16 protein-coding genes are annotated in these 12,589 nt (G+C 48.0%); 9 read left to right on the forward strand and 7 right to left on the reverse strand.

Annotated elements, in window-relative coordinates; genetic code table 11:
* Position 1: 1 nt before the first annotated feature.
* Genes DYA43_RS22110 through DYA43_RS22125 form a run of 4 tightly spaced genes read right to left on the reverse strand, consistent with a single transcriptional unit; the run spans position 2 to position 2,292 of the window.
* The gene (locus DYA43_RS22110) at positions 2-1,006 is read right to left on the reverse strand and encodes an efflux RND transporter periplasmic adaptor subunit (RefSeq protein WP_061055711.1); all 1,005 of its coding nucleotides are present in this window, start codon (positions 1,004-1,006) and stop codon (positions 2-4) included.
* A gap of 45 nt (positions 1,007-1,051) precedes the next feature.
* A complete protein-coding gene (locus DYA43_RS22115) occupies positions 1,052-1,510 on the reverse strand; it encodes a YeeE/YedE family protein (protein WP_055453490.1) in 459 nt (152 codons plus the stop codon).
* A gap of 24 nt (positions 1,511-1,534) precedes the next feature.
* Complete coding sequence (locus DYA43_RS22120) at positions 1,535-1,954, reverse strand: YeeE/YedE family protein (protein WP_020432696.1); 420 nt, start codon at positions 1,952-1,954, stop codon at positions 1,535-1,537.
* Positions 1,955-1,989: 35 nt separating this feature from the next.
* Positions 1,990-2,292: an ArsR/SmtB family transcription factor gene (locus DYA43_RS22125; protein WP_020328451.1), complete on the reverse strand. Its 303-nt coding sequence runs from the start codon at positions 2,290-2,292 to the stop codon at positions 1,990-1,992.
* Between the two features lie 154 nt (positions 2,293-2,446).
* On the opposite strand from DYA43_RS22125, the gene DYA43_RS22130 reads away from it, so the two are divergent.
* The 6 genes from DYA43_RS22130 (at position 2,447) to DYA43_RS22150 (ending at position 6,259) form a co-directional block, all read left to right on the forward strand.
* Positions 2,447-2,632, forward strand: a complete 186-nt coding sequence (locus DYA43_RS22130) for a YgaP family membrane protein (RefSeq protein WP_020328450.1) — start codon at positions 2,447-2,449, stop codon at positions 2,630-2,632.
* 56 nt (positions 2,633-2,688) lie between these two features.
* A complete protein-coding gene (locus tag DYA43_RS22135; RefSeq protein WP_061055712.1) occupies positions 2,689-4,392 on the forward strand; it encodes an FAD-dependent oxidoreductase in 1,704 nt (567 codons plus the stop codon).
* A 576-nt stretch (positions 4,393-4,968) separates the two neighbouring features.
* A complete protein-coding gene (locus DYA43_RS22140; RefSeq protein ID WP_061055713.1) occupies positions 4,969-5,322 on the forward strand; it encodes a hypothetical protein in 354 nt (117 codons plus the stop codon).
* A 101-nt stretch (positions 5,323-5,423) separates the two neighbouring features.
* The gene (locus DYA43_RS22145) at positions 5,424-5,927 is read left to right on the forward strand and encodes a GNAT family N-acetyltransferase (protein WP_081094704.1); all 504 of its coding nucleotides are present in this window, start codon (positions 5,424-5,426) and stop codon (positions 5,925-5,927) included.
* Between the two features lies 1 nt (position 5,928).
* Positions 5,929-6,072 carry a hypothetical protein gene (locus DYA43_RS23200; RefSeq protein ID WP_225869370.1) on the forward strand — a complete coding sequence of 48 codons (144 nt, stop codon included), beginning with the start codon at positions 5,929-5,931 and terminating at the stop codon, positions 6,070-6,072.
* A complete protein-coding gene (locus DYA43_RS22150) occupies positions 6,032-6,259 on the forward strand; it encodes a DHCW motif cupin fold protein (protein ID WP_225869371.1) in 228 nt (75 codons plus the stop codon). The genes DYA43_RS23200 and DYA43_RS22150 overlap by 41 nt, the downstream gene beginning before the upstream one ends.
* A 51-nt stretch (positions 6,260-6,310) precedes the next feature.
* Here the strand turns inward: DYA43_RS22150 and DYA43_RS22155 are convergent, their stop codons facing one another.
* Complete coding sequence (locus DYA43_RS22155) at positions 6,311-7,180, reverse strand: LysR family transcriptional regulator (protein WP_061055714.1); 870 nt, start codon at positions 7,178-7,180, stop codon at positions 6,311-6,313.
* Between the two features lie 101 nt (positions 7,181-7,281).
* On the opposite strand from DYA43_RS22155, the gene DYA43_RS22160 reads away from it, so the two are divergent.
* Positions 7,282-7,893, forward strand: a complete 612-nt coding sequence (locus tag DYA43_RS22160; RefSeq protein WP_020432704.1) for a LysE family translocator — start codon at positions 7,282-7,284, stop codon at positions 7,891-7,893.
* A gap of 4 nt (positions 7,894-7,897) precedes the next feature.
* Here DYA43_RS22160 and DYA43_RS22165 read toward each other — a convergent pair whose 3' ends face one another.
* Complete coding sequence (locus DYA43_RS22165; RefSeq protein WP_020328447.1) at positions 7,898-8,866, reverse strand: GGDEF domain-containing response regulator; 969 nt, start codon at positions 8,864-8,866, stop codon at positions 7,898-7,900.
* 138 nt (positions 8,867-9,004) lie between these two features.
* On the opposite strand from DYA43_RS22165, the gene DYA43_RS22170 reads away from it, so the two are divergent.
* Together DYA43_RS22170 and glpD are read left to right on the forward strand one after the other, a co-directional pair.
* Complete coding sequence (locus tag DYA43_RS22170) at positions 9,005-9,442, forward strand: DUF3069 domain-containing protein (RefSeq protein WP_020328445.1); 438 nt, start codon at positions 9,005-9,007, stop codon at positions 9,440-9,442.
* Positions 9,443-9,745: 303 nt separating this feature from the next.
* Positions 9,746-11,296, forward strand: coding sequence for a glycerol-3-phosphate dehydrogenase (glpD, locus tag DYA43_RS22175; RefSeq protein ID WP_020432708.1), 1,551 nt, complete (start codon positions 9,746-9,748; stop codon positions 11,294-11,296).
* 60 nt (positions 11,297-11,356) lie between these two features.
* Here glpD and DYA43_RS22180 read toward each other — a convergent pair whose 3' ends face one another.
* Positions 11,357-12,403, reverse strand: a complete 1,047-nt coding sequence (locus DYA43_RS22180) for an AbrB family transcriptional regulator (RefSeq protein ID WP_024375183.1) — start codon at positions 12,401-12,403, stop codon at positions 11,357-11,359.
* Between the last annotated feature and the right edge of the window lie 186 nt (positions 12,404-12,589).

The raw sequence follows: 12,589 nt of genomic DNA on the forward strand, positions 1-12,589 counted from the left end.
ATCATTGCCCTTCTGCTGCTAATACCGTGGTTGCGATTACATCCCCGGGTTCTAAGCCCGACAGAACTTCAACGTAGTCTCCGTATGTTTGACCAAGGCGAATCGGATTCAGCATTCGCGCATCGTTGACGATGCGATAAACAGCGCTCAGTTCCGCGCGGCGAATGACCGCGGAGCTCGGCACCAACAGTACGTCCCGGCTGCTGTATTGAAAATCGGTTTTGACCCACATACCTGGTACCAACAGCGGCGTGTTGTCCGGCAACGATAAGCGAATTTTGAAATTGTGGGATTGGGGGTCGGCATAACTGAACAGGCTGTAATCGGTCGGCATCACCGCGTCACCGGATGGCGCGAGAACATGGAACTGCGCCTCCCGTTTCACTTTATCCTGATAACGCTGGGGAATGTCGGTTTCAACTCTGAGTTTTTCCAGTGAAAAACCGCTGATCAGCGGCGTTCCCGGCGCCACCGTTTCGCCCAGTTCAACATGGCGCTGCGTCACCACGCCGGCATACGGCGCCGTAATGTTGGTGTAGCCGAGCGACTCTTTAGCCTGCGCGACCGCTGCCTGGGCCGATTTCACCGACGCTGCTGCGCTGCGCGCGCGCGCTTCGGCGGAATCCATTTGATCGCGCGAGATCGCGCCTTTGGGAAACAACTGGCGATAGCGGTTGACCTGAGCCTGCGCTTCGCGGTTTTGTGCCAGCGCACTTGCCAGTTGCGCCTGCGCGGCGTCTAACGATGCCGATTGCTGAACATCACTGATTTCCAGCAAGACCTGACCTTGCGTAACGTGATCATTCACATCAACAAACACACCAATCACCCGACCGGAGGTTTGTGCGGCCACCGTGCCCTGATTAACAGGCTCCACGACCCCATCCAGCTGAATCACCTGCGGCATTGGCTCCGATTTGACGGTAAAGACATTGTTTACTGTTTCGGCATGCGCCAGACCCGATTGGCTCAGTGCTGCCATGATACTCAAAGTTAACCATTTCATCGTGCCAATCTCCTTGGACATTCAGCTGCTTAAAGCATAGTGATGTTAAGCGGTCTGTGTTTGACTCTCTCGGTTATTTTTAACGCAGATCAATAAGTTGGTCGTACCTAAGCCAACCATCATTGATGCGAAAAAGATCCAAACTCCCGGATTACCCAGCGCAAGGCTTGATAAGGCCGGTCCCGGGCAGATACCAGCTAACCCCCAACCAATACCGAAAATCGCCGCCCCACTTATCAGACGTGAATCCAGAGACTGATTGGTCGCCAGACAAAACTTTTCGGCATTAACAGGTTTACTTTTCGGTTTGATCAGGAAGAAATAAGCCGGCATAAACACCATCAATGCGCCGCCCATGACAAACATTAAACTCGGATCCCAATCACCGGCGACATCAAGAAAGCCCAACACTTTCGCAGGATCTGCCATGCCTGAAATCACCATACCCAAACCAAACAACAGCCCAGCAAACAGAGACGTTAATCGAAACAAAACATTATTCATTGTGATGACCTACTACTGACGTTTTTAAACAAGGTGCAGACGTACAAAGACTGTAACCGCGGCAACAACCATAAAGACACACGTCGCGACTATCGAACGCTTAGACAAACGGCCAATGCCACAGATGCCATGGCCACTCGTACAGCCATTTCCTAAACGGGTGCCAATACCAACCAACAGACCCGCAACAGCCAATAGCAGAGAACTGGCGTTAAATTCCGTCGGAATGTGGCTGCCAAATGCCAATACACCTAAAACGCCGCCGGACACCATGCCGACCGCAAACAACAAGCGCCACGCAAAATCACGCGACTTGGGCGTCAACAGTCCGGTTAGAATACCGCTGATACCCGCGATTTTTCCGTTCATGAGCAACATCACTGTCGCTGAAATACCCAATAGCACGCCTCCTAGCAGGGATTCCCAAGGCATGGTAAACGTCATAGTGTCCTCTTATTATCTCTCTGAATTTAAAATACTTAGCCACAGAATACGGTTTGAAGGCTTTGAATCAGTTGCGCAACCCGCGAATCGGCGAGTGAATAGAACACTTGTTGTGATTCTTTCCGCGCTTTGATCAGCTCGTGCTTTCTAAGCACCGTTAAATGCTGAGAAAATGCCGATTGACTGAGTGACGAACTCTGCTGCAACTGCCCGACCCCCACTTCACCTTTGGTGAGTTGGCACAGCACCATCAAACGTTCAGGGTGAGCCATGATTTTCAATAGCTCAGACACTTCCACCGCATTGGACTTCATTTGATCAATATTGACGGCTTCCATCATTATCCCCTTAGTGAACTTGTTGTTTAGATGATACTAATAAACATAAATTAGTCAAACCTTATTTAGATTTTTAAAATTTAGACAAATTAACATTAGACTTTTCTAATTTATATAACTATAGTAAATCCATCATCCAACGGAGGGTATTCACATGACGATTGATAATGGCGTACGAGTAATCGCGGGCAGCATGGTACTGCTTTCTTTGATTTTGACGTTTTATGTTCACCCGAACTTTATCTGGCTCACCGTGTTTGTCGGGGTGAACCTTATCCAAAGTGCGTTTACAGGGATTTGTCCAGCGGCCTACTTTTTGAAAAAACTTGGGTTTAAATAATAAGTCCACACTATGTTTGTAATGTCAGTTGGGCTAGAAAATATTTGGAGTAATTTATGACTAAGATTGTGATTATCGGTGGTGTCGCCGGTGGTGCCTCCGCGGCTGCGCGTGCGCGTCGTTTAAGCGAAGATGCACAAATTATCATGTTTGAACGTGGTCCCTTCGTTTCGTTTGCCAACTGTGGCTTGCCTTATCACATCGGTGGTGACATTAAAGAACGCGCGAATCTACTGCTGCAAACCCCAGAAAGTTTTCTGGCTCGTTTTAATGTTGACGTGCGAGTCATGAATGAAGTGGTTCGTATTAATCGTGCAGATAAAACCATCACCGTACGTAACCTGTTCGATCAATCCGAGTACGAAGAAAGCTACGACTTTCTGTTGCTGAGCCCAGGAGCCGGCCCTATCGTGCCGCCGATCCCGGGTTTGGATAACCCACTCACCCACTCTCTGCGTAACATTCCGGATATGGACCGTATTCTGGAAACCATTCAGATGAACCAGCCTGATCACGCAACGGTCATCGGCGGTGGTTTTATCGGTTTGGAAATGATGGAAGCGTTCCACCAATTGGGTATCAAAACCACATTGATTGAAATGGCCGATCAGGTGATGACACCGGTTGACCGCGAAATGGCTGGTTTTGCCCACGCAGAAATTCGCGCGAAAGGCATCGACTTGCGTCTGGGTGTAGCGCTGCAAGCGGTAGAGTTCAAACCAGCCACCTCAATGCCAAGCATTGATTCCGGTGAAAATATCGAACATCAACACATGAACGGTGAGCTCGACCTGACATTGAGCAATGGAGAAACACTGACCACCGATATTCTGATCATGGCGATTGGTGTGCGCCCAGAAACCAAACTCGCCGCTGAAGCAGGCCTGCAAATTGGCGAGCTGGGGGGTATTTATACCAACGAACACATGCAAACCAGCGATCCAAACATTTATGCCGTTGGCGACGCAATTGAAGAAAAAGACTTTGTGACGGGTCAATCGACCTTAGTGCCACTGGCTGGCCCTGCCAACCGTCAAGGTCGTATGGCCGCAGACAACATGCTTGGTCGCAGCGAAACCTATCAAGGCACTCAAGGTACCGCGATCTGTAAGATCTTCGACTTGGCTGTTGCTTCAACAGGTAAAAACGAGAAGCAACTCAAGCGTGCGGGTATCGAATACGAAAAAGTCTACGTTCATACTGCGAGCCACGCAAGCTACTATCCTGGTGCTGAAATTGTGTCATTCAAAATGCTGTTCGACCCGAAATCAGGCAAGATTTTCGGCGCTCAGGCCGTGGGTAAAGATGGCATCGACAAACGCATCGACGTCATGGCGGTTGCGCAGCGTGCTGGTATGACTGTTGAGCAGCTGCAACATCTTGAGCTGACTTACGCGCCGCCTTACGGCAGTGCAAAAGACGTGATCAACCAAGCAGCATTTGTCGCCACCAACATCATGAAAGGTGATGCAAAAGCGATTCACTTTGATGAAATCGACAGCCTCACCGATGAACAAGTGTTGCTCGATGTGCGTAATCCGGGCGAACTGCAAAATGTCGGTTATCTGCCAGGCGCCATCAACATTCCGGTTGACCAACTGCGTCAGCGCATGAACGAACTGCCAAAAGACAAAGAAATCATCATCTACTGTCAGGTCGGTTTGCGCGGCAACGTCGCTTATCGCCAACTCGTCAACAACGGCTTTAAAGCACGCAACTTGCTCGGTGGTTACCGTACCTACCTGTTTGCCAAAGCCTAACGTTGTCGCGTTTTCTTGTTAATAAACAGCCAGCACCTCGTGCTGGCTGTTTTGTACTCAAAACAACCTGCCCTATGAAATGCTTCATACAAACTATTTATTAATGTGAGTGATATGTTCAAAATCGATTAGATTAGGGCGCGCGTAACGGATGTTATTCTGATAAGAAAGGACAACTTAGTGCCCTTATTTTAGTTTGTTGATACGCTAGTTTTTACAGCCATTTTTATCACACGTGATCTTTTCATGTGAATTAACCCAATGATGGGCATTTTTCTTCGTATCTGTTCCACACCCAGTTTTTCGCCTTTATCCCCACGGTGAACTACACCTGTAGGAGCATGTTTTACTGACATATTATTTCTATACTTAGCTAACTGATTTTATTGGAAAAATGACCAACTTAAGGATTAGTAGCTCAGCTTCATCGTGTCAATAATCATCATATCTGGTACCAGATAACTTCGGAAAGTTCGCAGAGTAATATCGTTCAGAACAATGACATAATACTTGTCAGTTTTGCTAAGCTCGATTTTAATCTCACTTTAACGCATCATTAAGATTCAAGGATAGAACATGAAACTGAACGACATGATTGAATGGCAATGGAGCGGTTACGCGTCGTTCCATCAGTCTCGGAAAAATCTGATCATTCACATCGTATTTGTGCCGATGTTTATCATCAGCTTTATCTCTTTCACCCGCTCACTACTTGGATTGGAACTCGTTTCTGCGGCGAGTTCTTTGGTCATCATGGCCTTATCGTTTGGTCTACAAGGTTTAGGACACCGTCAAGAAGTCAATCCGGCAGTGCCATTTACAGGGTTCAGAAATGCCGTCGTTCGTATCTTGCTTGAACAGTTTTATACTTTTCCCCGATTCGTATTGACGGGTAAATGGTATCAAGCATGGCGCGATTCAACATCCTAACGATCAGTTCAAGACGAACGGCTTTTAAAGGTAATTCTCGGCAACATTTAGACAGCTCAACACACCGCTTAACAAAGCGTTATTTCGCAACTATTGCCGTAATGGAGAACAGAGTGACAATCAGGAAAGCGTCCAAAGAAGACTCAGGCAAAATATTCAAACTCATTGAGCAAAAAGCGGAATTCGACCGCAGTATGAAAGGATTTGACGGTAAAATCTCAACCAGCATAGCGAAAATAGAACGCACGCTATTTGGCGACTATCCGTTTGCTCATGTCTTATTGATAGAACGTGAGAGCGAGGTAGTGGGTTTTGCGCTGTATCACTATCGCTATTCTTCGTTTAGCGGCCAGCCATCGATTTGGCTTGATGACCTGTTGATCCTTGGGCAACATCGCTCTCATGGATATGGTCATGCACTCATGCAGGCGTTGAAGCGCGAAGCTCAGGCATCGCTGGCGTCTCACATTGCATGGACCGCCAGCCCGCACAACCAAAAAGCGCATGAGTTTTATACACGATTGGGCGCTGACATTGAGCGAATGGATGGCCAGCGCCCCTACTTTCGTTGGCCCATGCCCAGCAAACACGGAGCGGGAAAATAATATGGATATAAAAAATATTCCATTCGGGGTGACTGATTGGAATGACATTGAAGCAACAGAGCATTTAGGCGAAACGGGCATTGCCTATTGGCGCACCAAACACTTTGGCCCTATTCGGGTTCGTATGGTCGAGTATTCTGAATAACTATCTTGCCGATCACTGGTGTGCGAAAGGACATATTCTGCTTTGTCTGTCAGGAGAACTCACAACCGAACTCGACGATGGACGTATTTATGTCCTCAAGCCGGGAATGAGTTATCAAGTTGCTGATCAGGCGGAAGCTCATCGTTCATCGACCAAACATGGGGCAACATTGTTTATCGTCGATTGATTATTCATACAACCATTCTGATTACTTGTCAGCGGCGCATCCGAACTTATTTTAAACGTTTTCCCTTGGCACCGATAACGCCATCGTCTGTTTGAGCCATTCGATAAACTGCCGTTCCAATGCCGTTTCATCGCGCTGCTGACGCAGCAACACATAGTCGTGTCCAGAGAGGCGAAAACCAAACGGTGCAACTAACCGGCCGCGTTCAATTTCATCCATCACCAACGGATAGGAACCGATGGCGGCGCCCAGTCCATCTTGTGCGGCTTGCAAACAAAAGTAGAAGTGTTCGAAGGTTTGCTCTGCGGCGTCGGTAAACTCACAAGATCGCTCTTCTAACCACTCTTGCCAAGCTAAGGGGCGGGTCTGACTATGCAATAAAGTCATCGCCTGCTGTTTTGTTTGAACGCTTTGCCAATATTGTGGTGACATCACTGGCCCCACCCACTCGGCTACCAGCGTTTGTTTCTGATAAGGCTGAGTCAGCTCAAAATCATCGCGACGAATCGCTAAATGATATCCTTGAGAACCGAGATTCACAGGTCCGCCAGCGGTCGAAAGCCTGACATCGCCACTCGTTTGCTGATGGAATTGGCTCATACGCGGCATCAGCCAGCGCATGGTTAAAGTCGGTTCACAAGACACTTCCAAATGCGGCAAACGTGTTGTGCGCAACTGTTCCACACCCTTCTCTAAAGAGCTGAATGCCTGGCTGGTAAATGCTCTGAGTTCCATGCCCTCTTGCGTGAGCACGACATGACGCCCCTGCTTGATAAACAAGGGGACACCCAAATAGGTTTCTAAAGTTTTGATCTGTTTACTCACGGCTCCGTGAGTAATGTGCAGGGTATCTGCCGCCTGAGTAAAGCTCGCGCTTTGCGCTGCCACATGAAAAACGTGAAAAGCCTTGAGATGCCTCATTTGTGAATTTTACTCACCTATTAAAGTCATTTTTTTCGATTATAGATAGCCCAAGCACGACATACAATCGGCGCATCACTTCAACTCAAAGGAAATTTGTGATGGATATTTTCACACTCGCTATTGTGGGTCTGCTTATTGTTATCAGCCCAGGTGCTGACTTCGTCTTAGTATTGAAGAACAGCCTATCACATGGTCGCCGTGCAGGCATGTTCAGCGCTCTGGGCATCAGCCTTGCGATTACCGTTCACATTGGTTATTCACTGCTTGGAATCAGTTACCTAATTTCACACAATGAGACACTTTTTAATCTCATCAAATATTCAGGTGCCGTCTACCTGGTTTACTTGGGAATCAAAGGCATATTCTCGGCAAACACCAATACGGTCATCACCGCAGAGCAGGACTGCCATTTACCCGGCTATCGTTATTTCGCTCAGGGCTTTTTGTGCAATGTTCTCAATCCGAAAACCATGCTTTTTTTCCTCAGCATTTTCAGCCAAGTGATTTCTGCTGACGATTCATCGTCTGTGTATGCGCTGACTTATGGCGCTTACATGATTATTCTGCACGGACTGTGGTTTGCATTGGTGGCGACGTTGATGACATCAGCCGCGCTGCAACAAAAGTTGCAACGCATCAAACCGCTGATCAACAAAGCATGTGGAGTGGGATTAGTGTCGTTTGGCGCTGCATTAGCACTCAAAGCCTGAAGCTTTAAGCAAAACTGCTTTCTGAAATAACGTAGCAATTGCGGCCATTCGTTTTAGCCTGATAGAGTGCGCTGTCGGCTTTTTCATACACCTGCGCCAGCGTTTCATGGCCATCTGGTGTTACCGTCACCACACCTTGCGATATGGTTACGTGATCCGCAATCGCACTGAATGCATGCGGATAATGAATGTGTTCGATTGAATCTTGAATGCGCTCCGCCGCTGCGCGGGCGCCTTCAACATCGGTATTTGTCAGCAGAATCAGGAACTCTTCGCCACCGTAGCGACCAACAAATTCACCACTACGACAAAACAGTTTATTCGCCGCTTGCGCAATAGTGTGCAGGCAGCGGTCCCCTTCGATGTGGCCGTAATTATCGTTGAAGGGTTTGAAGTGATCGACGTCAAACAGAATGACGCTCAAGGACATTTCGTGACGACCATGCCACGAAATCATTTCGCGCAGTTTTTCATCCATAAAGCGGCGGTTAAAGACCTGAGTCAGGCCATCTTCGTTGGCCTGATGCTGCAAAATACGATTGAGTTCTTCGAGCTTCGCACTGGTGCGCTTCAGTTCTCGACGCATGTTGGCAATGCGTTGCATCGCCAGCAACTTAGAGTTGAGCACCATTTTATCAACGGGTTTAATCAGATAGTCATCGCCACCTGATTCAATCGCGCGGGCGATCATCGAAGGTTCATCGTGGCTACTGAGAAAAATGATGGGAATCCACTCCTCATCATAACGACGACGAATTTCCTGAGAGACTTCAAAACCGTCCATATCTGGCATCGAAACATCGAGCAGGATCAGTTCAGGTTCAAAACGCGGATAAATATCCAATGCATCCCGTCCACTCGACGCGACCTCGACAGAATGGCCTAATTGCTTGAGGCGAATCGCGAGTTGCATCCGCTCCAGTTGAATGTCATCAACCAGTAATATCCTCATGGATGAGCCGGAACCTAACATCGACACCTCTTTGCAATACAATCATATGCTTACCTATAGCATAACTTTCTCACGCTTTCACTGCTTTATTTGGCCTGTTGTATTGACTTTTCAGCGGAAGTTTTTAGCATTGCCTTTTTCATTAATGGAAACTTTTTCATGTCAGAAACTACACAAACTGAAGCTCCGAAAGTGGACTTAGAAGCCATTTCTCCAGAACTACGCCAGGTGCTTGAATTCGATCAGGTACCCGAAGAGATGTTCCTGATGGTCACCTCTATTCACGAAGTCTCTGAAGAAGCGGTCCGTGAAGCTTGGGATAGCCTGCCAGCTAGCGCACAAAACGTACTGGACAACTTTGAACAGTTCCACGCGCTGATTTCAGTAAGCCAAGCATTTGCTGGCCTAAACGTGATGGAAGAGTTCCCAACCCTGAATCTTCCAAAAGAGATGACTGAGCAAGATAAAGAAGAATACCGTGCTCAGCTGCTGGATCAGGTACTGCACAGCTGTGTGAAAGACATGGTTAAGCAAATTAAGAAAGCGCGTCGTGATGCGATTCTTAAGCGTGATTTCAAAGAAGTGTTTCAGAAGTAATCAACATTTCCGATGAATGAAAGCCCGTTGCCTTTGGTGACGGGCTTTTTTGTTGTTGGATACATACCATTCCCTGCCTGCGTTTTTGTTCCTTCTCACTCCCTATTCATCAAGTTGTCACCTTTCGAGTGCAAAATTGCGCTCCATTTTGGACTTTTTGCACAATAAAAGCACGCCTTGACGCTCGAACGCTCATTTATTATGATCAAGATCAAAATTGCTTCAGGGAAAACTCCGCTTTTGTGCGGTTTAGTGTTTTCATACGAGCATTAAGATACAAAAACGAAAATCAAGGCCAATAAAATGAAACAGAACTTAAGCTCAACACGTTTTACTGAAAATGAAGTGCTCGACATCATCATTGTTGGTGGTGGTATCAATGGCGCAGGTATCGCAGCCGACGCTGCGGGTCGTGGACTGAAAGTGGGTATGTATGAAGCGCAGGATTTTGCCGGCGCAACCTCTTCTGCCAGCTCTAAGCTTATCCATGGTGGTCTGCGCTATCTTGAGCATTATGAGTTTCGTTTAGTGAGTGAAGCACTTGCCGAGCGTGAAGTTCTGTTGAAAAAAGCGCCTCACATTGTAAAGCCGATGCGTTTTCGTTTGCCGCATCGCCCGTTCCTGCGTCCAGCCTGGATGATTCGTATTGGTCTGTTCCTGTACGACAACTTGGGTAAACGTACTTCTTTGCCAGCGAGTAAGAAAGTCGCGCTAAAGGCAGGCGAAGTAATGAAACCGGAAATGAAAATTGGCTTTGAATATTCAGATTGCTGGGTCGATGACGCTCGTTTGGTGATTCTGAACGCGATTCAAGCTCAAGAGCTGGGTTCAGAAGTGATGAACTACTGCCGCGTCGAACACGCAAGCCGCGACGGCGATATCTGGACAGTGACACTGTTTGATGAGCGTACACAACAACGTTTCGTGCGTAAGAGTCACGCTCTGGTTAACGCAACGGGGCCTTGGGTTAAGCAGTTTTTGGACGAAAGCATCCATGTTCGCTCCCCTTACGGCATTCGCCTGATCAAAGGCTCACACATTATCGTGCCGAAGATTCATAACGAAGAACAGGCGTACATTCTGCAGAATGAAGACCAGCGTATCGTATTCGTGATTCCGTACCTGGGTAAATACTCGATGATCGGTACCACTGACGTGGAATACAAAGGCGACCCGCGCAAAGTGGCAATTTCGCAGGAGGAGCGCCAGTATCTGGTCGATATCGTCAATAAACACTTTGTACGCGAAATCAGCACATCAGACATCGTATCTGAATTCAGCGGTGTGCGTCCTTTGTGTGATGATGAATCCAACTCACCACAAGCGATCACGCGTGACTACACGCTGTCGTTGGATCAACAAGGTGAAGAAGCACCACTACTGTCTATCTTTGGCGGTAAACTGACCACATACCGTAAACTGGCTGAGTCCGCGATGAAGCATTTGTCGCCATTCTTCCCGAACATGAAAACAAACTGGACCAACGAATCTACACTGCCAGGCGGCGAAGATTATGTGTACGGTAACATCCGTAACGAACTGAAACGTCAGTACCCGTTCGTCAACGATGCCACGCTGGATCGCTGGCTAACTTGTTACGGCAGCCGTACCCGAAAACTGCTGGCCGATGTCGCATCCATTGAAGATCTGGGTACCCAGTTCAGCGATACGCTGTTCCAACGTGAAGTGGACTACCTGATTGAAAACGAATATGCCTACAAAGTGGATGATATTTTCTGGCGTCGCAGCAAATTGGGTATCGATCACGACAGTGCCACGATTGAACAGGTTGCTCAATACCTTGCAAAGTGTCACTCCTCACACGTTGAGCCTGCCCTCAAAGCCGTGATTTAACTTTCGCTCTGTTCAAGCCTTGATTAAAAAAGCCACCTTCGGGTGGCTTTTGCTTTTCTCTCAGCTTTCACTGTGACGCAGCGCTTCCAGCTTGTTTTTCAACAATGCGGGCAACGTATAAAGCAACAGCAAGCGAATAGCGTGGTTAACCATCACAAACGCGGGTTCTAAACCCAGCAGCAGGGCTACCGCGGTCATCGCTTCGACACTGCCCGGAACCCAAGACAGCAGCATGACCATCCAAGGCATTCCGAGTAAAAGAGAGGCGATATAGGAAGTTACAATCGCAACCGACATCCCAATGATGGTGACCATCACCCCCGCTTTTGAATAGGAAACGGCTTCACGCAGTGTAGTCTCGGCCAATCTGGCACCAATCAATACGCCCAATAAAGAGGTGGAAAAGAGCACCAACCATACGGGCACCGCAATGGAAACTGGCGCCATAATCCCGTTACACGCAGCGGCAATGACTAACGAAGCGATCATGTAAGGCGCCGGGATACCGAATCGTACCGATAGCTTGCCGCTCACCATACTGATGGCGACGATTCCAGCCAGCACACTCCACTGCTCTAGATCCAGCGTGATACTCTCTTTCACCACTTCCGCAGCATTACTGGAGACAATACCAGCCAGAATAATCAGGATGATTAAGCGCACTGAGTGGGCATAAACGACTTTCGGTGACGGCTTGCTTTCTGATTCACTGATCACCAGTATCGCGGCCATCGCGCCCGGCACTGCTGCCAATAACGATTCGAACGGATTCCAGCCTTCACGTTTATGCAGCCACCAGAAGCTGCATCCCGTTTGCAACATCAAGCAAATCACCAAGCCAACAATCACGGGCACACTGATGGTATGCGCCAATTCAGCGATTGATATCGTCGCGCCAACGCTGATACCCAGCACGACCTGAATAAACATCAGTAACGTTTTAGGGATACGCAACGCATGGTGAAAGCGCTTACGCAGAAGGATCACCGCAAATGCCGACAAAAACAGCCCGGTCAGCGGCAAGGTAACAATCTGTGCAGCCAGAGAACCGACTGCCGCAATTGCCAGAATTTGCGCCAGATTAGTGATAGAAGCTCGTTCGAACATGTTTCGCTCTTTTAATACCACAAGGACAACCATCAAGGTCGCCGCTCATAAGATGATGAGAGTTGAAATTGTTGTGCTGAATACAATGAAAGCCGTCACCTGAGTCCTAAACGCTCTCAATGCGCAGCCATCTGCACAAAAAGGCTAAGAAAAACGGGCAGAGAACGAACAGATAGCAGCGTCGTG

Origin of the sequence: Vibrio fluvialis, assembly GCF_900460245.1 — a bacterium.
GTDB classification, from domain to species: domain Bacteria; phylum Pseudomonadota; class Gammaproteobacteria; order Enterobacterales; family Vibrionaceae; genus Vibrio; species Vibrio fluvialis.

Coding starts and splice junctions, on each gene's coding strand:
- DYA43_RS22115 (WP_055453490.1), bottom strand. CDS start 1,510: ATGAATAATGTTTTGTTTCGATTAACGTCTCTGTTTGCTGGGCTGTTG.
- DYA43_RS22145 (WP_081094704.1), top strand. CDS start 5,424: ATGGAGAACAGAGTGACAATCAGGAAAGCGTCCAAAGAAGACTCAGGC.
- glpD (WP_020432708.1), top strand. CDS start 9,746: ATGAAACAGAACTTAAGCTCAACACGTTTTACTGAAAATGAAGTGCTC.
- DYA43_RS22120 (WP_020432696.1), bottom strand. CDS start 1,954: ATGACGTTTACCATGCCTTGGGAATCCCTGCTAGGAGGCGTGCTATTG.
- DYA43_RS23200 (WP_225869370.1), top strand. CDS start 5,929: ATGGATATAAAAAATATTCCATTCGGGGTGACTGATTGGAATGACATT.
- DYA43_RS22130 (WP_020328450.1), top strand. CDS start 2,447: ATGACGATTGATAATGGCGTACGAGTAATCGCGGGCAGCATGGTACTG.
- DYA43_RS22160 (WP_020432704.1), top strand. CDS start 7,282: ATGGATATTTTCACACTCGCTATTGTGGGTCTGCTTATTGTTATCAGC.
- DYA43_RS22125 (WP_020328451.1), bottom strand. CDS start 2,292: ATGGAAGCCGTCAATATTGATCAAATGAAGTCCAATGCGGTGGAAGTG.
- DYA43_RS22110 (WP_061055711.1), bottom strand. CDS start 1,006: ATGAAATGGTTAACTTTGAGTATCATGGCAGCACTGAGCCAATCGGGT.
- DYA43_RS22140 (WP_061055713.1), top strand. CDS start 4,969: ATGAAACTGAACGACATGATTGAATGGCAATGGAGCGGTTACGCGTCG.
- DYA43_RS22135 (WP_061055712.1), top strand. CDS start 2,689: ATGACTAAGATTGTGATTATCGGTGGTGTCGCCGGTGGTGCCTCCGCG.
- DYA43_RS22155 (WP_061055714.1), bottom strand. CDS start 7,180: ATGAGGCATCTCAAGGCTTTTCACGTTTTTCATGTGGCAGCGCAAAGC.
- DYA43_RS22170 (WP_020328445.1), top strand. CDS start 9,005: ATGTCAGAAACTACACAAACTGAAGCTCCGAAAGTGGACTTAGAAGCC.
- DYA43_RS22165 (WP_020328447.1), bottom strand. CDS start 8,866: ATGTTAGGTTCCGGCTCATCCATGAGGATATTACTGGTTGATGACATT.
- DYA43_RS22180 (WP_024375183.1), bottom strand. CDS start 12,403: ATGTTCGAACGAGCTTCTATCACTAATCTGGCGCAAATTCTGGCAATT.